The sequence below is a fragment of the Rhodopseudomonas rhenobacensis genome, from assembly GCF_014203125.1.
In the GTDB taxonomy this organism is placed as follows: Bacteria; Pseudomonadota; Alphaproteobacteria; order Rhizobiales; family Xanthobacteraceae; genus Rhodopseudomonas_A; species Rhodopseudomonas_A rhenobacensis.
Genome location: NZ_JACHIH010000004.1, coordinates 252,096 through 269,957 on the forward strand (window position 1 = coordinate 252,096; position 17,862 = coordinate 269,957).

Sequence of the window (17,862 nt, forward strand, 5' to 3'; positions counted from 1 at the left end):
TTAGGCAGCTCCGAATACGGGAACGCCGATCACCACCGGGTGGAAGGCGAAGGCCAATGCCAGATAAGCCACGATGCCGACCGCGATCGCGATCAGGTCGTTCTTCGGCCCGCCCACCGGGATCGGCGGGGCGCCGGGATCGCTGCGACGCTTCAGCGAGATGCGGTCGAACACCGCCCAGCCCAGGATCGAGCCGAACAGGATGATCGAGCCGAGATCGCCATTGGCGATCAGATGCGCCACCGCCCAGGTCTTCACCCCGGTCAGCATCGGATGTTTCAGCGCGGTGTAGATGCGGCCGCGCAGATAGGCCGACACCACCATGATCACGGCGGGCAGCATCAAGGCGGCGGCGAGATGCTTGGTCCAGACCGGCGGGTGCCAGATGTCGATCATGCCGGCGGCGCGATAGTCGCCAAAGCCGTAGGAGATCAGCCCGATGCCGATGATGGCGAGGATCGCATAGCCGATCTTGTAGACCGCCTCGCCGCCAAATCCGATCAACCGCGCGCGCAGATCGCGCCGCGTGGTCACGACGTGGACGCCGACGAACAGCGCCAACCCCAGGATCATGATCGCAAGTCCCATGGCTCTCCCCTTGGCGCTGCCCGCCCGCGCCGGCCAATTTCAACTCTGATCCGCGCCTTCGGCAGGTCGTCGCCGCAGCGCGCAAGCTGTTCCGCGTAACATTCTTTATAGGAACGAGGCAATGCTGCGCGGGGCGCATGGCCGGCCTGTCGGCCCGGCCCGGCTTTCGCCGTTCTCGATCAGCGCGCCGAGTTGCGCCGTTGACCTCTCCAATCGTGCGTACCCGGGCGAGCGCTCCAGGTTTACGACGTCCAGCGGACCCGCATGGCCGCGACAGGCGTCGATGCTTTTAGGGCGAGGTCGCGGCCGTGGAGAGACGGGTGTTGGATCGGCGGCGCGTCACCAACGATCGCGCCGAACGGAACTCTGCGGTGCCGATGCCAGCCGAGAAGTGCGGCGGCGAGACTCCTCGCCGCCGCTCGAATAGACTTACTTGTAGTAGCCGACCGCGCAGGTCTGGTCGCCGACCTTGGTGACGAAGGACACCTTCTGCACCGGGTCGGTCTGGCCGGGACGCGGCCACATGTAGCTGACTTCCTTGACGTCGCCTTCCTTGGCGGTGGCGTAGATCTCTTCGCCGAGCGCCTTGCCGGTCTTGTCCTTGAGTTCCTTGAGGCTCTTGCCGGTCAGCGTCGGATGCGCGGTGAACAGGCCGTCGGGACCGCCGCAGAACGGATAGAGGTCGCGGTCCTTGAAGCCGCCTTCGCCCTTGGCGAACTGCGCGAGCGCGGTGGCCTTGTCGGCCTTCACCGCGGCGGCGGCCTTGTTGAGCATCGCCTTGGCTTCGTCAGCCGTGCCGAATTCGGCGGCCGACGCGGCCGAGACGGTGAGCGCGCCAACCATGGCGGCGAGGCAGAACAGTGTCTTCCTTTTCATGGCAGTTTCCTCCTTGTAGGCTCCTGTTTCGGAGCTGCGGGGAGACTACATTTGCCGTAGCGGCGCGGTCTGCGCGACTTATGACTAATCCCGATACGCTGTTACCGCTTGTTGTGCGCTGCGACGAAAAACCCCACCGCCTCGGGCGAGGGGCTCGATCGACAAATCGTCACGTCATTCCGTCGGTAAGGATTTCGGCAGTTACCAGAGGTCGCGCAGGACGCCCCTGCCGGCGTCGGACCGCCGGGCGTCGGAGACTTCGCCTCTCGACGTCGCCGCCACCGGGGCGCCGCTGCGCCGCTTCAACTCGGCGGACACGCCGGCGAGTGACAACACGGCCGCTCGCAGCGCCGTGGCGGAACAGCATCATCAGATGTCGCGCTACCGAGATCACGCTTGGCGAGCTGACCGGCGGAACGTCTTCTCGCGAAGCGGCCGGTCGTAGCCGAAAGCCATCGCGGATGACGGCTCGCTGACAGAAATCAGCGGTTCATGGCGACGACGATCAGTGCGCGGCCATCCAGGCCCGTGCCTCGCGCTGCGCCCGCGCGATTTCGCTTTCCGTCATCAGTTCGGCGACCTCGCGACGGAGCGCGATGGCGTCGACCCGGCCCTTCAGCGCCGCGAGGTTGAACCATTTGTGCGCCGCGATCAGGTCGAGGCCGACCGAGCGGCCGCAGGCATACAGCAAGCCGAGCTCGAACAGCACGTCGGGATTGCCGCCCGCTTCGACGGGCGTTGCGCCATCCAGATTGAAATTGCCCTGAAACATCTGTCTCTCCATCTCAGCCGGCCCGGTCTTCCGGTGCGGCGTCCTGTCCAATCGTCCAACCCATCCCCCCGCCGTTTCCCGGCGCGTTGGGAGGAGCATGCCGATCACATTTGAAGAGCAGTTTAAGTATCGCGATGAATCGAATCTGAACGCGGCATGGTTTCGAATTCGCTGCGATTCAAGAAACCATTGCGGCGCAGCGCTTTGTGCCGACCGCCCAGGTTTGGTTTACCTTCGGCGTTGCGACATCGATAACCATCGCGGCGATCACGCGAGATCGCGTCGGACAGCGCTGCGGCAGCCGAGCGGCGCGGCGGCGGACGATCACATTGGCTTAGGGGAGAAAGTGTGTTCAAACGCCGGGCGGCGATCCGCGGCGGAACAAAGACGAGGGCGTCGGCGAACACGTCAGGGTCAAATTTCACTGCTGCGGTGACCCGCCGGTGAAACCGCGGACGCAAAGATCCGCACCGCATGAAGAAACTGTTTCTTCCGCCGAACCGGTTCTCGACCCGGGACACCCCGGTGATCATCTCGATCCGGCCGTTTGACCTGATGTCTCGCCGACACCCTCTTTCGTCGACCAGAGCCGTGGTTGAAGTTCGCTCTCTTCAAGAATGTCATAGCTGAAGCGAACTGGTCCGCCGGCTCGTGTGACGTCGCCGGCGTCAAAGCCGCCGGCAATTATCTGCGGCGAGGTTACTTCTTCTTGGCGACCTTCTTGGTCTTCTTCGCGGTCTTCTTCACCGCGCTCTTCGCCGTCTTCTTCACGGTCTTCTTCGCTGCCTTCTTAGCTTTCTTGGCCATGTTGCCCTCCGATAAGTGAGATGGCTTCAACGCTGCGTGCACTCGGGAATCGAAATGCACTACAACCCGAATACACCAACACATTAGAAAAAACAGTGTCCCACTTAAGGAAGTGTTGATGGCGCTATGTCGCCGCGCGCGCCTTACGTTGCTTCACATCGCCGTCGCGCGCGCACCGAGCGATGCAAATAGTGCGCTAAAAAGCTACGTCGACGAATGTCAAGATTGCAGAAAGCCCTTGTGCCACAGGTATTTTTGTAATTTGCAAGTTGAGCGAAGTAATAACGGCGCGCTTCGCCGCGAGTTGCGCTGATGCGTTGGAATCGCCGCTTCCGGACTCTGAGTCGGGATGTTTGGCAACGAAAAAATTTTCGGGTTTTCCACCTTCATGTCGCCAACAGCCTCGCAAAACCGGGCGTTTTCGGCGAATCGGCGAAGGTGATTCGCGATCCGGAGCTGCGCGTCGGCACTCCGCATCGCGTCATGGCGACGCGATCGACGCGTCGCCGTCGGTGCAAATCGGCGGCGGCGAGCCGCCGCGCCGCCGCGTTCAGAGGCCGAGCTTGCGCTTCAGGAGGTCGTTGACGGTCTGCGGATTGGCCTTACCGCCCGACGACTTCATCACCTGGCCGACGAACCAGCCGATCAATGCCGGCTTGGCTTGCGCCTGCGCGACCTTGTCGGGGTTGGCGTTGACGATGTCGTCGACCACCTTCTCGATCGCACCGCTGTCGGTGACTTGCTTCATGCCGCGCGCGTCCACGATGGCGCGCGGGTCGCCGCCCTGCTGCCAGACGATCTCGAACAGTTCCTTGGCGATCTTGCCGGAGATGGTTGCTTCGCCGATCAGATCGACGATCGCGGCCAACTGCGCCGCCGACACCGGTGAGGCTTCGATCGCCACGCCTTCCTTGTTGAGCCGGCCGAACAATTCGTTGATCACCCAATTGGCGGCGAGCTTGCCATCGCGGAGCGGATTGGCGAGTTCGCCGAGAACCGCTTCATAAAACTCGGCGCTCTCGCGCTCGCTGACCAGCACGCCAGCGTCGTCGGCCGACAGCCCGAAGTCAGCGATGAAGCGCGCCTTCTTGGCGTCCGGCAGTTCCGGCAGTTCCGCCTTCAGCGCGTCGACGAAAGCTTGATCGAACTCCAGCGGCAGCAGATCGGGATCCGGGAAGTAGCGATAGTCGTGCGCCTCTTCCTTCGATCGCATCGACCGGGTCTCGCCACGGCCGGCGTCGAACAGCCGAGTCTCCTGGTTGATCGTGCCGCCGTCCTCGAGAATGCCGATCTGGCGCCGGGCTTCGTAGTCGACCGCCTGGCCAACGAAGCGGATCGAATTGACGTTCTTGATTTCGCAGCGGGTGCCGAGCGGGCCGCCGGGCTTGCGCACCGAGACGTTGACGTCGGCGCGCAGGCTGCCCTTCTCCATGTCGCCGTCGCAGGTGCCGAGATAGCGCAGGATGGTGCGCAGCTTGCTGACGTAGGCCTTGGCCTGTTCGGCCGAGCGGATGTCCGGCTTGGAGACGATCTCCATCAGCGCCACGCCGGAGCGGTTGAGATCGACCAGCGACATCGTCGGGTTCTGGTCGTGCAGCAACTTGCCGGCGTCCTGTTCCAGATGCAGCCGCTCGATGCCGACGCTGACGCCCTCACCGTCTTCCACGTCGACTTGGATCACGCCCTCGCCCACGATCGGCGACTTGTACTGGCTGATCTGATAGCCCTGCGGCAGATCGGGATAGAAATAGTTCTTGCGGTCGAAGGTCGAGCGCAGGTTGATCTGCGCGTTGAGGCCGAGCCCGGTCCGTACCGCCTGCTTGACGCATTCCTCGTTGATCACCGGCAACATCCCCGGCATCGCCGCGTCGACCAGCGAGACATGGGCGTTGGGGTCGCCGCCGAATTCGGTCGCGGCGGCGGAGAACAACTTCGACTTCGAACTGACCTGGGCGTGGACCTCCAGCCCGATCACGATCTCCCAGTCGCCGGTGGCGCCCTTGATCAGCTTCGATGGTTTGACAGGTGCGTTCATGGCGAGCCTTTCCCGATAGTACTCTCAACAAGCCAATGCCTGAATATGCCCTTCACGCGCATATGCCAATAAGATCCGGTCCCGCGTCACCAAGCGGTAGCCGTACTCACGCGCCGTCGCCGCGAAAATCCGGTCGGCGGGATCACGCGGCGGGCTTCCTGGCAGAAACGACGACGAGATCAAGATGTCAGGAGACAGCCCTGCCAAGGTGATCCCGGGAGCTTGCAACAGTCGACCGAACCAACGTTGCGGGCTGACCAGCAAGTTCATGCGGCCGCGCGACACCAGCAAGCCGAGTTCCCAGCCCGTAATCGGTGAAATATACACGGGTTCATTGCAAGCAATCGCGCGGTCCATGACCTCGGCGGCCTCGGCGGCGATGGGTTGATCCTCGGCGATCCATATCGCCGCGCATGTATCAAGCAGAAGTGGGGAGTTCACGTTCGATCCGATCTGCCCATTCTGGATCGGCCGGCTCGGTCAGATCCACCCCTGGTGCAAATGTGACTGTTCCTTTCATCCATCCGAATAATGGATGGCGACCGGACGGCACCGCCGCGCGGTTGCCCGCCTCTTGACGCCGAAACACCAGTTTGCCCGCCGCCATATCCACTTGCTCGCTGCGGAAACCCGCATCAAGCCAGGCCTTCGTCATGACATTGTTGGTTGGTGAATTGCTCCACCATGCCCGGTGACGCTGCGCGACCGGCGGCAATTTGAAGCCAAGCACGCGCTCGACTTGCGCGAAGCTCATGCGAACTTCGAGCGTCGCTTGCTTCCGCAAAAACTCCGTCAAAGGCTCATACTTACCCACCGCCCCTCCTAACGATTAATAGTTACACAGTAACTATTTTCGCAGCTCTGTTCAAGCTCGGCGTGGACGTTGGGTGTTATCGCTCACAGGCTCGCGGCGAAGGCCCGGAAGGTCGGGCTGGCGCGCAGCACGTCGCGACCGGCGGCGATCACGTCGTCGACCTGCTGCGGCGGCAGCTGAAACCGCGTCGGCACCGCTTCGAGCTGGGTGGCGCGCGCCGCATCGAGCTGATCGAAGCCGAGCCGGCCGATGAAGAACTTTACGTCCTTGCAATTCCAGCCCGGCCGCACGCCGTAGCGTTGGCGCTCCGCCGCCGACAGCCCGCAGCGCCAGCGCACCAGCGAAGCCTGCCAATCCGACATAGTGCGGTCGAACGCCGAATAGCTGGCGCCGACGCTGGCGTCCATCGTGGTGTTGACCGCGGCCTTGATCAGTTCGACCCCGCTCGGGCCCTCGACGTTCTGCACCCAGTCGCCGGCGATGCCGGCTTTGGCATCGACCACCAGGAACATGCCGCGCCGCAGCCTGACCGCCTGTTGCGGGGTCAGCGGCCCGTAGGGCGTCGTCGACGACTGCCGCTCGATGGTGAAGCCGGAGATGCCGTAATTGTCCACCAGCCCGCCGTCGAGCAACTTGATGAACGGCACCTGGCCCTCGCGATAGCGCACGATCGCCTTGGCGAACGAGCCGAGCATCGGCGCCGCGTCGCGATCGGCGGCGGCGCGCAGGATCCACGGCGGCAGCGGATCGTTGCAGGTGCCGGGAAACGCCTGCACCACGGCGGGCGCGAAGGCGATCGGCACCGCGGCCGAGGCCGCCACCGCGCTCGATATCGGATAGCGCGACAGGTCGCTGCAGATCGCGGTGAATGCCACCGAGCCGAACACGAACGGCACCCGATTGTAGATGTCCGATGCGTTGATCCAGATCTGCGGGCGGGACTCGCGGAACCGGGCGAAGGTGGCGCCGTCAAACAGGTTGGCGTCGAGCCATTTGGTGAAGCCGAGCGAATCGTTGACGCCGCCGGAGAAGGCGCGGCCGATGGTGTCGAGCGTCAGCGAGGTTTGCAGCCCCTCCTCGGCGTTGCGCAACAGGAAGCGCTCGCGGAAATCGTCCAGCGCGGCGCGCTTCTTCAGGCCGAAATAAGCCGCCGTGACCGAGCCGCCGGACACTCCGGAAACGAAATCGATTCGATCCAACATCGAGCCGCTGGCGCCGCGCACCGGACTGCGGTCCATCTCCTGCAACACGCCGAACGAAAACGCTGCGGCGCGGGTACCGCCGCCGGAGAACGACAGCCCCACCACGACATCGTCGCTCTCTTTGCCGGCCTCGAACGAGACCGGCGTATTCTCCGCAGCGCCGGCGCCGAGCGGCACGTTCACCGGAAGATTGTGCACCGACGCGCAGCCGGCGAGCGCCGCGCAGGTCGCCGTCAGTATGAAAACGGAACGCAGCCAATTCATCGAGGATCCAACGCTCGCGCGTTCCTATCCGGGCGTGGCTTCAGGCGAAGCGCCGCATGTGGGTTCGGCCGCGCTGCAGCCTAGCGAAGCCAGGACTGTGCGGGCGAAAGGTTCAGTTCACCTTAATGAAGCGTTGTGCCGCGCTGATCGGCGCCCGCAACAAGGCCTGAGCAAGGCCGAGCCGCTCAATTCGGCGCCGGCGCGGCGCCGAGGTCGAAGCCGAAGGTGAAGAACGTGCCCTGGCCGCGGATGCTTTCGGCGCGGAAGCTGACGTTCTTGGCGTTCTCCTTCAGCGTCTGCAGGATCAGCGCGCCGAGCTTGCGCGGCGACGGCCACGCGACGTTGTCGCCGAGCCCGACGCCGTCATCGGCGACGATGACGGTGACGCGTCCTGCTTCCAACGTACAGATCAGCTTGATCTTGCCGCCGCTGCGGCCGACGAAGGCGTATTTCAGCGCGTTGGTCAGCATCTCGTTGACCAGCAAGCCGGCCGGCATCGCGATGTTGATCGACAGCGGGCAATAGCCGGCCTGCACGTTGATCTCGATCCCGGGCATGGCGTTGGCCTGCATCACCGCGTCGGCGATATCGGACAGATACTGGCCGAGATCGATGTCGCCGACGGCATTTTCCGCCGACAGGATGCGGTACAGCACAGTCAGAGAATCGATCCGGCTCGCCAGCCGCGCCAGCGCCACCGATTCGCCTTCCGCGGCCGAGCGGGCTTCGAGCCGCACCAGCGCGGTGATCAGCTGCAGATTGTTCTTCACCCGGTGCTGCAATTCGCGCATCAGCATGTCGCGATCGCGGATCTGGTTTTCGAATTGCTCGATCTGCGCCCGCTCGCGGCCGGCGACGTCGACCAAAGCGGCGATGCGGAAATTCTCCACGCCGTCGTCGCTCTCGATCACCGAGGCGTAGGCCTGCACGATCACCAAACGTTCGGCCGGCGTGACCGGGCGAAACACGCCGATGAAATCCTCGCTGTCGCGAATCGCCTGGCCCAGCGTCCGGTTCGGATTGTCCTCGTCGCGGAAGCCGTCGAGAAACGCCCAGACTTGCCCCTCGACCTCGGCATGCGGCAGCGACAACAGCTGCTCGAACGCCCGGTTGGCGTAAACCATGCGCTGCTCGTCGCCGGAGCCGCGCGACACCGCGACCGCCACAGGGGCCGCGTCCAGCAGATGTTTGTATTTGTCGTTCTCGATCGCCGAGACGAGCTTCGACGACCCCAGGATCTGATCGACCTGTTCGGAAGCTGGCAGTCCTTCGTCAGCGCTCATCCGCGGCCCATTCTCATCGAGAAAGCATGACCAACCATATTGTCAAAAGCAACGCAAGAACCATGCCCGGGGGTCAAATCCACCATTTTGCCGCGGTGAAACGGCCCGCCGCCTGCTCGATCACCTCGCCGAGGGAAAACAGCGTTTCCTCGTCGAATGGCCGTCCAATCAACTGCAGCCCAAGCGGCAGGCCCTGCGCATCCTTGCCGGCGGGAACCGCAATGCCGGGCAGCCCGGCCATATTCACCGTCACCGTGAAGATGTCGTTGAGGTACATTTCTACCGGATCGGCACCACCCTTTTCGCCGATGCCGAACGCCGCCGACGGCGTCGCCGGGGTCAGGATCGCCGAGACGCCCTGCGCGAAACAATCTTCGAAATCGCGCTTGATCAGCGTGCGCACCTTCTGCGCGCGAAGATAGTAGGCGTCGTAATAGCCGGCCGACAGCACATAGGTGCCGATCATGATGCGACGGCGGACCTCGGCGCCGAAGCCCTGCGCCCGGGTGTTCTCATACATCTCGGTGATGTTGCGACCGTTGACCCGGGCGCCGTAGCGCACGCCGTCATAGCGCGCGAGATTCGACGAGGCTTCCGCGGGGGCTACGATATAATAGGCCGGCAGCGCGTATTTGGTGTGCGGCAGCGACACTTCGACCAGTTCCGCGCCGGCGGCTTTCAGCCAGTCCGCGCCCTGCTTCCACAGCGCCTCGATCTCCGCCGGCATGCCGTCGATGCGGTACTCCTTCGGAATGCCGATCTTCATGCCCTTGACCGAGCGGCCAACGGCGCTCTCGTAGTCCGGCACCGCGCGGTCCACCGACGTGGTGTCCTTCGGATCGTGGCCGGCCATCGAGCGCAACAGGATCGCGCTGTCGCGCACGGTGCGGGCGATCGGGCCGGCCTGGTCGAGCGAGGACGCGAACGCGACGATGCCCCAGCGCGAGCAGCGGCCATAGGTCGGCTTGATGCCGACGGTGCCGGTGAACGCCGCGGGCTGCCGGATCGAGCCGCCGGTGTCGGTCGCGGTGGCGCCAAGGCAAAGGCCGGCGGCGACCGCCGAGGCCGAACCGCCCGACGAGCCGCCGGGCACCAGCTTGGTATCCGAGCCGTCGCGCCGCCACGGATTGACCACCGGGCCGAAGCACGAGGTCTCGTTCGAGGAGCCCATCGCGAATTCGTCGTTGTTCAACTTGCCGAGCAGCACCGCGCCGTCGCGCCACAGCTGCGAGGTCACCGTCGACTCGTACGGCGGCGTGAAGCCGTCGAGGATTTTTGAACACGCGGTGGTTCGCACGCCCTTGGTCGCGAACAGATCCTTGATGCCGAGCGGCAGGCCTTCCAGCGGCCCCGCCTCGCCTTTGGCGATCCGATCGTCGGCCGCCTTCGCCATGTTGCGCGCCTGCTCGGGCGTTTCCAGCACATAGGCGTTCAGCACCCGCGCGGCTTCGATCGCCGCGAGATGGGCGTCGGTCAATTGCAGCGAGCTGAAGGATTTGGCCACGAGCCCGTCACGGGCCTCGGCGAGCGTCAGCGATGTCAGGTCGGTCATTGCAAGGATACAACCTAGGTGATTGATTTCATTGGAACGAGACCCGCGAGCGCGGTGAACCAACCGGGTATCGGCCAAGCCGGCTGGCTAGCACAGCGCCCGTCGAAAATGAAGCAATTGTGCCGGCGATGTTTCTGTAGTGACATATGTGTTGACCGCACCGATTTCTGTAACTACATATATAGACGATGGCGATCACCTTCGATCCGGCCAAACGCAAGATCACCCTGAAGGAACGCGGCATCGACTTCGCCACCGATGCGGCCAAGGTGTTCGCCGGCAAGACCGCAACCTTCACCAGTGATCAGATCGGCCACGGCGAGACCCGCGAAATCACCGTCGGATGGCTCGATCGCCGCATGGTGATGATGGTCTGGACCCAACGCGGCGAAAACCGCCACGTCATTTCGATGAGGTACTGTCATGCCCGAGAGGAAAAAAAGCTCCTCGATCATTTCAGGCAAACGTAGGCCATGGGTCGATCCGGACGACGGACCGGAATTGACCGACGCCATGCTGGATCGCGCGGTGTTCCGCGACGGCGACAAGGTGATCCGCCGCGGACGGCCACCGCTCGGCGACAAGCCGAAAAGCTCGGTGACGCTGCGGCTCGATGTGGATGTGCTGGAGGCCTATCGCGCGCTCGGCGCCGGCTGGCAGACCCAGATCAACGCCGACCTGCGCCGCGTCCGCAAGCTGAAGAAGGCGTAAGACGCGCGCTGCGGCCACAGCCCGTCAATTGGTGCGGCAACGGGACGCGTTATTTATTGACCGGGCTGCAGAAGAATGGCGACAGCGTCTTGTCGTCTTCCGGCGCGACCGGCTTTGCCGCGGCGACCTTCTCGAGCTGGTCGAGCACCGCGCCCATCGCCTTTTCGGGATCGGCGGTTTCGCCCTGGCGCTGCATCGCGTCGAGGTAGTTCATGTAAGCCAGATAGGCCGATTCATCGTTGCAGAGCAGGCACATCGGATTTCCCGTCTCGTCGCGGCTATTCGACGACCTTCGGCACCAGAAAGAAATGATCCTCAGTCGCGGGCGCGTTGGCGACCACCTGATCGGCGATCTCGCCGTCGTTGACCACGTCGGCGCGCTTCTTCATCTGCATCGGCGTCACCGAGGTCATCGGCTCGACGTCGTCAACATCCACCTCGCTCAGCTGCTCGACGAAGGCCAGCATCGCATTGAGCTCGCCCTGCAGATGCGGGACCTCGGCATCGGTCACGGCGATGCGCGCCAGATGCGCGATACGGCGGACGGTGGTGGCGTCGACGGACATTATATAAGGCCTTCCCGCAAGATTGCAGCCCGCCCTATAGCAGAGCCGGGTTTTGCGCCGCAACCGGGGAGGCATGCCCGGCGAGTTGGCTGAGCCGCAGTAAGGCTGCGCCGGCCAGCGCCCGCGTCAGTTCCGCCGCCGGCAAATCGTGGCCGAGCCGCGCCGCCTGCCCGGCCCATAGATTGGTGAAGTCGACTTTGCCCTGTTGTTCCGCGGCCGCCTTCAACGGCGCCAAGGCGGTGGCGGCATGCGGGAACGATGGCGCATCCGGCGAAACCGGCCCGATCTCGCGCATCAGCCGATTGACGATGCCGCGGGCCGGCCGCCCGGTCATCACATTGGTGATCACGGTCGAATCGTCGCCGGCCCGCCCGAGCGCGGCACGCGCCAAGGCGCTCAATTTGGATTCCGGGCAGCGCAGAAAAGCGGTGCCGATCTGCACCCCCGCGGCCCCCAACGCAAAGGCTGCGGCAATCCCGCGGCCATCGGCGATGCCGCCGGCGGCAATCACTGGAACATGCACCGCGTCGACCAGCTGCGGCAACAGCGCGAACAGTCCCGGCTGTTCGGCGATCGACTGCGTCAGAAACATGCCGCGATGGCCACCGGCCTCGGCGCCTTGCGCGATGATCGCGTCGACGCCGCGCTCCTCGAGCCAGATCGCCTCGCGCACGATGGTCGCCGAGGCGATCACCTTGGCGCCGGTCGCCTTGACGCGGTCGAGCAATGCTGGCGCGGGCAGCCCGAAATGGAAGCTGACCACTTCGGGCCTCAGCTCCTCGACCAGCGCGCACATCGCCGCATCGAACGGCGCGCGGTTGGCGGCGGCGAGCGGCGCCGCCGGATCGACGCCGTATTCATGGTAATAGGCGGCGAGCCGCTGCTTCCAGCCGGCCTCGCGCTGCGGATCGGCATCGACCGCGGTGTGGCAGAAGAAATTCAGATTGATCGGCGTGTTCAGCCGCTGCCGCACCACGCCGACCTGCTCGCGGATCTTCTCCACCGACAGCATCGCGCAGGGCAGCGACGGCAACGCGCCGACACTGGCCGCGCCGATCATGATGTCGGCGTCCTGCGCGCCGGCCATCGGCGCCTGCACGATCGGCAGTTCGATGTTGAGAAGCTCGAGAAGTCGACGGTTCGGCCACATGCAGGTCTGCTCGCTTGCTGAGGGAGTCGGCTGGGAGAGAGGCGCGGGCGTCGTTGCCGGGGCCGGAACCAGCCTAACACGGCGCGAGCCCGGCCGGCTATCCGCGATCGGCCTGCAAGACCCGCGGCTTCAGCATCCAGCGCCGCAACGCCACTCCGGCCCAGATCGCCTCGACCAGCCCGAACGGCCAGGCGCCTTGCAGGAAGCCGTAGATCGAGCCCAACCCGCAGGCGACCGCGAAGCCCAGCACGTACCAGTGGCTGCGCTCTTCCATCGCATAGCAGACCAGCATCGCGGTCACCGCGACTAATCCGAACAGCGTCAGGGCATCCATGGCGCGTCCTTGAGGGCGTTGCGAAACGGAATCGGCTGGCCGACAATAGCCAGATTCCCCTGCCATTCTCAAACCCGTTGCGCCGGAATGGTCGAGGCCACCGGCGCTCCCGTCGCGAACGATGTCGCCCGCGTCAACGCTGCGACGGCGATCCGCCGATGATGGCGCGCAGAAAGGCAAGAAAGATTTCGTCTCGCGGTCCGGCGCCGGGGACGGTGCCCTGAACGGCGAGCCCCGACCACAGCGCGTAGAGGCCGATCGCGATCTGCAGCGGCGGCAGGGCCGGCGTCAGATGATGGCGTCGCAGGATCTCGTCGACCAGCAGGGCGAATTCGGCGTGATAGGCGATCTTTGCCGCGTTGTAGGCGTCGGCGAAATGCGCATCGCGCTGCGCATGCAGCTGCAGTTCGATCGCCAGCAGCGACCATTCGGTTTCCTTGGCGAGATCGGCAAGGCGCGCCGCCACCGTTTCCAGCACGTCGTCCAGCACCTTGCCGTGGGTGTCCTCGACGAGCCGCCGCAGCGTTTCCACTTCGGCGAGCACATGGCGCTCCATCAACGCCAGCAGCAGATCGTCGCGACTGGCGAAGTTCGAGTAGAACGCGCCTTGCGAATACCCGGCCTCGTCGCACAGCCGGCGCAGCGACAAGCCGCCGATGCCCTCCCGCCTGATCGCCGCGTGGGCCGAGGAGATCAGCCGTTCCCGGGTTTCAAGCCGGCTCTGTTCCCGCGTCTTGCGCATGGTGTGTCCCAGTGAAAAGTCCCGAGCGGAAGCAAGCGGCGCGCGCCGCCTGCTTCCGCTGCTTGGTTATTTCGATGTGTCCCTGCTGCCATCCCGCAATCGGTCGAGCCAGCCATACACCGCGCCGAGCGCCTGGCTTCCCTTGCCGAGCAACGCAGACAATTCGGCTTCGGCCCGCTCGCGCAAGCTGTCGTCCTGCTCGGGAAGCGGCGGAAGAATGTGGGCGTAGTAGGTGTTGTCGAGCAGCCGATGCAACAACCGTTCGCCGGGGAACGGCTCGTTGTTGTTCAACGCCCGCGCGCCCTTCATCAGGTTGCGGATGTCGTATTGCGTCGGGCTGATATCGGCAACCTGCTTGGGCAGACCGAGCAAGGTATAGACGCCGATCCGCGCGGTGCGCACCGAGGCCTCCATGGTAAAGATGATGTCGTTGCTGGTCTCGACGAACTGCCCCAGCAATGCCAGATTGGTGCAGCCCTCGGGCACGACGCGGGGGCGATCGCCGGCAGCCCGCGGCATGAACTGCGCGGTGATATAGGGCATCAACGCCAGGCGAACCTTGGTGTTGGCCGCAACCGCGTCGAGCTGGTCGACGATGCCGAGGTGATAGCAGAGCTCCGCCAAAATCTCGCGCCCTGTGCAAGCGGGCATCGGCTTCTTGACGTAGTTGCCATCCTTGTCCATCAGCAGCGCATAGACCCACAGCACCAGCACATCCTTGGGCTGGGTCGGAAAATGCGGCTGGCGGTTGCAGGTGAAGCTCAGCACCCAGTTCGAATCGGTGAAGGTGATGATGCCGCCGGTGACGGTCTTGCCGGACGCGGGATCATTGACTGAGAGTTCTTTCAGCTTGTCGACCAAGGGCGACGGCTTGCAGGTCAGCGTCGCCGATTCCCACATCGAACCGGCCACATTGCCGTAGAATTTTTCCGGCTTGCCGAACACCGGCGATTTCTTGGCGAGATTCTTCCACAGCATCCAGTCGCTGTCCTCGCCGGGATCGGCATTGCCGCGGGCCAGTACGGGGGCGGTGTCGATGTCGCCATAGGCCGTTCCTTCGGTCATCGAGCCGGTCAGCGCGAACACGACATCTTTCGGGCCGACGGCGATGCTGTCGTCCTTGCCGTCCTGCTTGCAGCGGATCGCCGTCACGGTGCGACGGCCGCCCTCCTCGACCATGGCGAGATCGTAGGCGCGGGTGCCGAACTGCACCTTGACGCCCTTCTCTTTCAGCATGCGGGTCAGCGGCACCACGAAGCTGTCGTACTGATTGTATTTCGGAAACACCAAGGCCGACAGATCGGTCAGGCCGTCGATCGCATCGAGGAAGCGATGCATGTAGAGCTTCATTTCCAGCAGGCTCTGCCAGTTTTCGAAGGCGAACATCGAGCGCCACAGATACCAGAAATTGGTCTCAAGAAAGCTCTCGCTGAAATATTGCTCGATGGTGATGTCGTCGAGGTCTTCCTTGCGCTTGAGCAACAGCTTGACGATTTCCCACTGGTGCAGCTTGCTCAGGCCCAGCGTCGAGAAATCGCGGATCTGGCCCTGCTTGTGCATCAGCCGCGCCTTCGACCAGTTCGGATCGTTGTCGTTGACCAGCCGGTATTCGTCGAGAACGCTAAAGCCCGCGGGCAATTCCAGCGCCGGAACGTCCTGAAACACGTCCCAGAAATTGTCGTAGTTGAAGTTCATCTCGCGGCCGCCGCGGATGATGTAGCCCTCGTCGGCATTGCCTGCGCCGTCGAGCGAGCCGCCGGCGATCTGCATTGTGTCGAGGATGGTGATGTCCTCGGCTTTCATGCCGCCGTCACGCATCAAGTAGAACGCAGCCGACAGCCCGGCGATGCCGCTGCCGATGATCCAGGCCTTGCGGCCCTCCACCGGCTCCGCCGGCACGGGACGGTTGCGCATGTACGGCCCCACCATGTCCGGCGGCGGCAGCGTATCGCTCGGCCCTTTGCGCCAGAAACCTGCGGTGGCGTCGGCCTCGACCGGGGGCTTGCCGGAAGCCGTCCGGATTGTCGTGGAGGTGGGTTCGGTCATGAGGTTTCCTTCCATCGATCGGCATCCTGAGGCGGATGCAGCCGAAATATCAACTGTTATCCAAATGACACGTGATATCGTTCGAAAGATGGCGGCCTGCGGACGAATCTTGGGAGGTGCTATAGCACCTCTGCCCCTCAGTTAGGGACCGCGGCCCATCAAGTTTACCGCCAACCCGTCGATGACCGGGCGCTGGCTGCCCGGCGTCATTGCCGCGCCGTTTTACAAGAAAGCGACGTCGGGACCGACGGCGCGATGCCATTGCGGGATCAGCTTTCCGCCCCGGCCCCGGGCTGCTATGCGAAGCGATGCCCGCTCCCATTCTCCCCCTGATCGAAGCCGCCACGCTGTGGCCCCTCCGCGGCGCGCTGATCGGCCTCGACCTCGGCACCAAGACCATCGGGGTTGCGGTGTCCGACCCCGATCGCCGGCTCGCCACCGGCGTCGAGACCATCATCCACACTGCGTTCAAGGCCAATGCCGCGCGACTGTTGCTGCTCGCCGGGCAGCGCAACGCGGTCGGCTTCGTGCTCGGCCTGCCGATCAACATGGACGGCAGCGAAGGCCCGCGCGCGCAATCGACCCGCGCCTTCGCGCGCAATTTCGCCCGACTCACCGACTTGCCGATCGGGCTGTGGGACGAACGGCTCTCGACCGCGGCGGTGGAGCGGGAATTGATCGCCAACGACGTCAGCCGCGCCAAGCGCGCGAAGGTGATCGACGAGCACGCCGCGATCTTCATCCTGCAGGGCGCGCTCGATCGGCTCACCGTGCTCAACGCAGCCGTTCGGACCTGACCATGCTGACGGTGTTCGGCGCGCTGATGCCTGTCTTCCTGTTGATCGTGCTCGGCCATGTGCTGCGGCGGGTGCTGCTCACCGAGGACAAGCCGTGGAGCGGCATCGAGCAGCTGGTCTACTACGTGCTGTTTCCCGCGCTGCTGATCGATACGCTGTCGCGGGCTAACCTCTCGGCGGTGCCGGTCGCCGGCGTCGGCGGCGCGCTGTTGCTGGCGGTGGTCGCGATGTCGACGCTATGCCTCTTGCTGCGGCCATTGCTGGCGTCGCGGCTTGGCGTCGACGGGCCAGCGTTCTCCTCGGTGTTTCAAGGCGCGACCAGATGGCAGACCTTCGTCGCGCTCTCGGTCGCCGGCAATCTCTATGACGACGTCGGCATCACGCTGGCCTCGGTGGCGATGGTGGCGATGATCCCGCTGCTCAACGTGTTCAGCGTCGGCGTGCTGGCGCATTACGCCGCGCCGATGCGGCTGCCGTGGCCGACCATCCTGTTGACCATCGCGCGCAATCCGTTGATCTGGGCGTGCGTGCTCGGGCTCGCGATCAATCTCGTGGGCCTTCCGATCCCGCGGCCGCTGCATGAGTTCGCCGACGCGCTCGGGCGCTGCTCGCTGGCGCTGGGGCTGTTGGTGGTGGGCGCCGGATTGCAGCTCGACGGGCTGCGCCGGCCGCAGCCGGCGGCGCTGATTACGGTGGCGCTGAAACTGGCGGTGATGCCGTTGATCGCGATCGGTTTCGGGCTCGCGTTCGGCCTGTCCGGCACCAACCTCGCGGTGGTGGCGTGCTGCGCCTCGGTGCCGAGCGCCTCGAACGGCTACGTGCTGGCGCGGCAGATGGGCGGTGACGCACCGCTGCTGGCGCAGATACTCACCCTGCAGACCAGCCTCGCGGTGTTCACCATGCCCCTGTTCATCGCGCTGGTGGCGTGAGTTACGCCGCCGCGATGGTCTTTTCGATGTCCTGCAGCGGATGGCCGGTGAGGTCCTTGGAGATCTCGCCGCGCAGCACCTCGGACAGCTTCTTGTGATAGCTCTTGCGCAATTCGCCGAGCGTGCGAGGTGCGGCGATGATCACCAGATCGGCGATCTTGCCGTCCAGCACCCGCTTATTGAGCAGATCGGCGATGCCGCCGGCAAAGCCGTCCTCGGCGGCCTGGCTCTGGTCCGGGTTGGACGAGCTATTCTGATGGTTCGAGCCTGATCCCTTGTTTGCGCTTTCGACGTCGGTCTCCGGCAGCGCGGTCAGCGCCGGATTGGCCTCGTCGCCGGTGTTTTGAAACAGATTGAACTTCTCGCCGTCGGCCACAGCCACGATTGTTCCCTG

Annotated in this window: 21 protein-coding genes; 4 read left to right on the forward strand and 17 right to left on the reverse strand. The window is 64.5% G+C overall.

Annotated features, from left to right (window positions below; all coding sequences use genetic code 11):
- From HNR60_RS06170 to gatA, 10 genes are all read right to left on the reverse strand, one after another.
- Nucleotides 1-588: an NnrU family protein gene (locus HNR60_RS06170; RefSeq protein ID WP_184255406.1), complete on the reverse strand. Its 588-nt coding sequence runs from the start codon at nucleotides 586-588 to the stop codon at nucleotides 1-3.
- Between the two features lie 429 nt (nucleotides 589-1,017).
- On the reverse strand, nucleotides 1,018-1,464 hold the full coding sequence (locus HNR60_RS06175) for a cache domain-containing protein (RefSeq protein ID WP_184255408.1): 447 nt from the start codon (nucleotides 1,462-1,464) through the stop codon (nucleotides 1,018-1,020).
- Between the two features lie 505 nt (nucleotides 1,465-1,969).
- Entirely contained in the window at nucleotides 1,970-2,236 is a 267-nt protein-coding gene (locus tag HNR60_RS06180; protein ID WP_184255410.1) for a sel1 repeat family protein, read from the reverse strand.
- A gap of 122 nt (nucleotides 2,237-2,358) precedes the next feature.
- On the reverse strand, nucleotides 2,359-2,769 hold the full coding sequence (locus tag HNR60_RS06185; protein ID WP_184255412.1) for a hypothetical protein: 411 nt from the start codon (nucleotides 2,767-2,769) through the stop codon (nucleotides 2,359-2,361).
- A gap of 824 nt (nucleotides 2,770-3,593) precedes the next feature.
- Nucleotides 3,594-5,078, reverse strand: a complete 1,485-nt coding sequence (gene gatB / locus HNR60_RS06190; RefSeq protein WP_184255414.1) for an Asp-tRNA(Asn)/Glu-tRNA(Gln) amidotransferase subunit GatB — start codon at nucleotides 5,076-5,078, stop codon at nucleotides 3,594-3,596.
- 24 nt (nucleotides 5,079-5,102) lie between these two features.
- Nucleotides 5,103-5,519, reverse strand: a complete 417-nt coding sequence (locus HNR60_RS06195; RefSeq protein WP_184255416.1) for a PIN domain-containing protein — start codon at nucleotides 5,517-5,519, stop codon at nucleotides 5,103-5,105.
- Nucleotides 5,497-5,892 carry a DUF7662 domain-containing protein gene (locus tag HNR60_RS06200; RefSeq protein ID WP_184255418.1) on the reverse strand — a complete coding sequence of 132 codons (396 nt, stop codon included), beginning with the start codon at nucleotides 5,890-5,892 and terminating at the stop codon, nucleotides 5,497-5,499. Before HNR60_RS06200 ends, HNR60_RS06195 begins: the two co-directional genes overlap by 23 nt.
- An 83-nt stretch (nucleotides 5,893-5,975) precedes the next feature.
- Nucleotides 5,976-7,358, reverse strand: coding sequence for a patatin-like phospholipase family protein (locus tag HNR60_RS06205; RefSeq protein WP_184255420.1), 1,383 nt, complete (start codon nucleotides 7,356-7,358; stop codon nucleotides 5,976-5,978).
- Between the two features lie 185 nt (nucleotides 7,359-7,543).
- Nucleotides 7,544-8,641: a sensor histidine kinase gene (locus HNR60_RS06210; protein ID WP_184255422.1), complete on the reverse strand. Its 1,098-nt coding sequence runs from the start codon at nucleotides 8,639-8,641 to the stop codon at nucleotides 7,544-7,546.
- Nucleotides 8,642-8,714: 73 nt separating this feature from the next.
- On the reverse strand, nucleotides 8,715-10,193 hold the full coding sequence (gene gatA, locus HNR60_RS06215) for an Asp-tRNA(Asn)/Glu-tRNA(Gln) amidotransferase subunit GatA (protein ID WP_184255424.1): 1,479 nt from the start codon (nucleotides 10,191-10,193) through the stop codon (nucleotides 8,715-8,717).
- A gap of 188 nt (nucleotides 10,194-10,381) precedes the next feature.
- Here gatA and HNR60_RS06220 point away from each other — a divergent pair, with 188 nt between their 5' ends.
- Both HNR60_RS06220 and HNR60_RS06225 read left to right on the forward strand, forming a co-directional pair.
- Nucleotides 10,382-10,663 (forward strand): BrnT family toxin, encoded by a 282-nt coding sequence (locus tag HNR60_RS06220; protein ID WP_184255426.1) that lies wholly within the window; start codon nucleotides 10,382-10,384, stop codon nucleotides 10,661-10,663.
- The gene (locus tag HNR60_RS06225; protein WP_184255428.1) at nucleotides 10,617-10,904 is read left to right on the forward strand and encodes a BrnA antitoxin family protein; all 288 of its coding nucleotides are present in this window, start codon (nucleotides 10,617-10,619) and stop codon (nucleotides 10,902-10,904) included. Before HNR60_RS06220 ends, HNR60_RS06225 begins: the two co-directional genes overlap by 47 nt.
- A gap of 49 nt (nucleotides 10,905-10,953) precedes the next feature.
- On the opposite strand, the gene HNR60_RS06230 is transcribed toward HNR60_RS06225, so the two are convergent.
- From HNR60_RS06230 to HNR60_RS06255, 6 genes are all read right to left on the reverse strand, one after another.
- Nucleotides 10,954-11,160 carry a hypothetical protein gene (locus HNR60_RS06230; RefSeq protein WP_184255430.1) on the reverse strand — a complete coding sequence of 69 codons (207 nt, stop codon included), beginning with the start codon at nucleotides 11,158-11,160 and terminating at the stop codon, nucleotides 10,954-10,956.
- A gap of 22 nt (nucleotides 11,161-11,182) precedes the next feature.
- Nucleotides 11,183-11,470, reverse strand: coding sequence for an Asp-tRNA(Asn)/Glu-tRNA(Gln) amidotransferase subunit GatC (gene gatC, locus HNR60_RS06235; RefSeq protein ID WP_184255432.1), 288 nt, complete (start codon nucleotides 11,468-11,470; stop codon nucleotides 11,183-11,185).
- A 34-nt stretch (nucleotides 11,471-11,504) separates the two neighbouring features.
- A complete protein-coding gene (locus HNR60_RS06240) occupies nucleotides 11,505-12,620 on the reverse strand; it encodes an NAD(P)H-dependent flavin oxidoreductase (RefSeq protein ID WP_184255434.1) in 1,116 nt (371 codons plus the stop codon).
- 97 nt (nucleotides 12,621-12,717) lie between these two features.
- Entirely contained in the window at nucleotides 12,718-12,954 is a 237-nt protein-coding gene (locus HNR60_RS06245) for a hypothetical protein (protein WP_184255436.1), read from the reverse strand.
- 133 nt (nucleotides 12,955-13,087) lie between these two features.
- The gene (locus HNR60_RS06250; protein WP_184255438.1) at nucleotides 13,088-13,696 is read right to left on the reverse strand and encodes a TetR/AcrR family transcriptional regulator; all 609 of its coding nucleotides are present in this window, start codon (nucleotides 13,694-13,696) and stop codon (nucleotides 13,088-13,090) included.
- 66 nt (nucleotides 13,697-13,762) lie between these two features.
- Entirely contained in the window at nucleotides 13,763-15,742 is a 1,980-nt protein-coding gene (locus HNR60_RS06255) for an oleate hydratase (RefSeq protein WP_184255440.1), read from the reverse strand.
- Between the two features lie 308 nt (nucleotides 15,743-16,050).
- Between HNR60_RS06255 and ruvX the strand changes: the two genes are divergently transcribed.
- Both ruvX and HNR60_RS06265 read left to right on the forward strand, forming a co-directional pair.
- Nucleotides 16,051-16,539, forward strand: a complete 489-nt coding sequence (gene ruvX, locus HNR60_RS06260) for a Holliday junction resolvase RuvX (protein WP_184255442.1) — start codon at nucleotides 16,051-16,053, stop codon at nucleotides 16,537-16,539.
- A gap of 2 nt (nucleotides 16,540-16,541) precedes the next feature.
- The gene (locus HNR60_RS06265) at nucleotides 16,542-17,468 is read left to right on the forward strand and encodes an AEC family transporter (RefSeq protein ID WP_184255444.1); all 927 of its coding nucleotides are present in this window, start codon (nucleotides 16,542-16,544) and stop codon (nucleotides 17,466-17,468) included.
- A 1-nt stretch (nucleotide 17,469) separates the two neighbouring features.
- On the opposite strand, the gene HNR60_RS06270 is transcribed toward HNR60_RS06265, so the two are convergent.
- Nucleotides 17,470-17,850 (reverse strand): host attachment family protein, encoded by a 381-nt coding sequence (locus tag HNR60_RS06270; protein ID WP_347339311.1) that lies wholly within the window; start codon nucleotides 17,848-17,850, stop codon nucleotides 17,470-17,472.
- Nucleotides 17,851-17,862: the final 12 nt, after the last annotated feature.

What these genes read in the sequence shown, in the direction of transcription:
- HNR60_RS06225 (WP_184255428.1), top strand. Translation starts at nt 10,617, where the DNA reads ATGCCCGAGAGGAAAAAAAGCTCCTCGATCATTTCAGGCAAACGTAGG.
- HNR60_RS06210 (WP_184255422.1), bottom strand. Translation starts at nt 8,641, where the DNA reads ATGAGCGCTGACGAAGGACTGCCAGCTTCCGAACAGGTCGATCAGATC.
- HNR60_RS06220 (WP_184255426.1), top strand. Translation starts at nt 10,382, where the DNA reads ATGGCGATCACCTTCGATCCGGCCAAACGCAAGATCACCCTGAAGGAA.
- HNR60_RS06185 (WP_184255412.1), bottom strand. Translation starts at nt 2,769, where the DNA reads ATGATCACCGGGGTGTCCCGGGTCGAGAACCGGTTCGGCGGAAGAAAC.
- HNR60_RS06205 (WP_184255420.1), bottom strand. Translation starts at nt 7,358, where the DNA reads ATGAATTGGCTGCGTTCCGTTTTCATACTGACGGCGACCTGCGCGGCG.
- HNR60_RS06180 (WP_184255410.1), bottom strand. Translation starts at nt 2,236, where the DNA reads ATGTTTCAGGGCAATTTCAATCTGGATGGCGCAACGCCCGTCGAAGCG.
- HNR60_RS06175 (WP_184255408.1), bottom strand. Translation starts at nt 1,464, where the DNA reads ATGAAAAGGAAGACACTGTTCTGCCTCGCCGCCATGGTTGGCGCGCTC.
- HNR60_RS06245 (WP_184255436.1), bottom strand. Translation starts at nt 12,954, where the DNA reads ATGGATGCCCTGACGCTGTTCGGATTAGTCGCGGTGACCGCGATGCTG.
- ruvX (WP_184255442.1), top strand. Translation starts at nt 16,051, where the DNA reads ATGCCCGCTCCCATTCTCCCCCTGATCGAAGCCGCCACGCTGTGGCCC.
- gatB (WP_184255414.1), bottom strand. Translation starts at nt 5,078, where the DNA reads ATGAACGCACCTGTCAAACCATCGAAGCTGATCAAGGGCGCCACCGGC.
- HNR60_RS06230 (WP_184255430.1), bottom strand. Translation starts at nt 11,160, where the DNA reads ATGTGCCTGCTCTGCAACGATGAATCGGCCTATCTGGCTTACATGAAC.
- gatC (WP_184255432.1), bottom strand. Translation starts at nt 11,470, where the DNA reads ATGTCCGTCGACGCCACCACCGTCCGCCGTATCGCGCATCTGGCGCGC.
- HNR60_RS06265 (WP_184255444.1), top strand. Translation starts at nt 16,542, where the DNA reads ATGCTGACGGTGTTCGGCGCGCTGATGCCTGTCTTCCTGTTGATCGTG.
- HNR60_RS06240 (WP_184255434.1), bottom strand. Translation starts at nt 12,620, where the DNA reads ATGTGGCCGAACCGTCGACTTCTCGAGCTTCTCAACATCGAACTGCCG.
- HNR60_RS06170 (WP_184255406.1), bottom strand. Translation starts at nt 588, where the DNA reads ATGGGACTTGCGATCATGATCCTGGGGTTGGCGCTGTTCGTCGGCGTC.
- gatA (WP_184255424.1), bottom strand. Translation starts at nt 10,193, where the DNA reads ATGACCGACCTGACATCGCTGACGCTCGCCGAGGCCCGTGACGGGCTC.
- HNR60_RS06250 (WP_184255438.1), bottom strand. Translation starts at nt 13,696, where the DNA reads ATGCGCAAGACGCGGGAACAGAGCCGGCTTGAAACCCGGGAACGGCTG.
- HNR60_RS06255 (WP_184255440.1), bottom strand. Translation starts at nt 15,742, where the DNA reads ATGACCGAACCCACCTCCACGACAATCCGGACGGCTTCCGGCAAGCCC.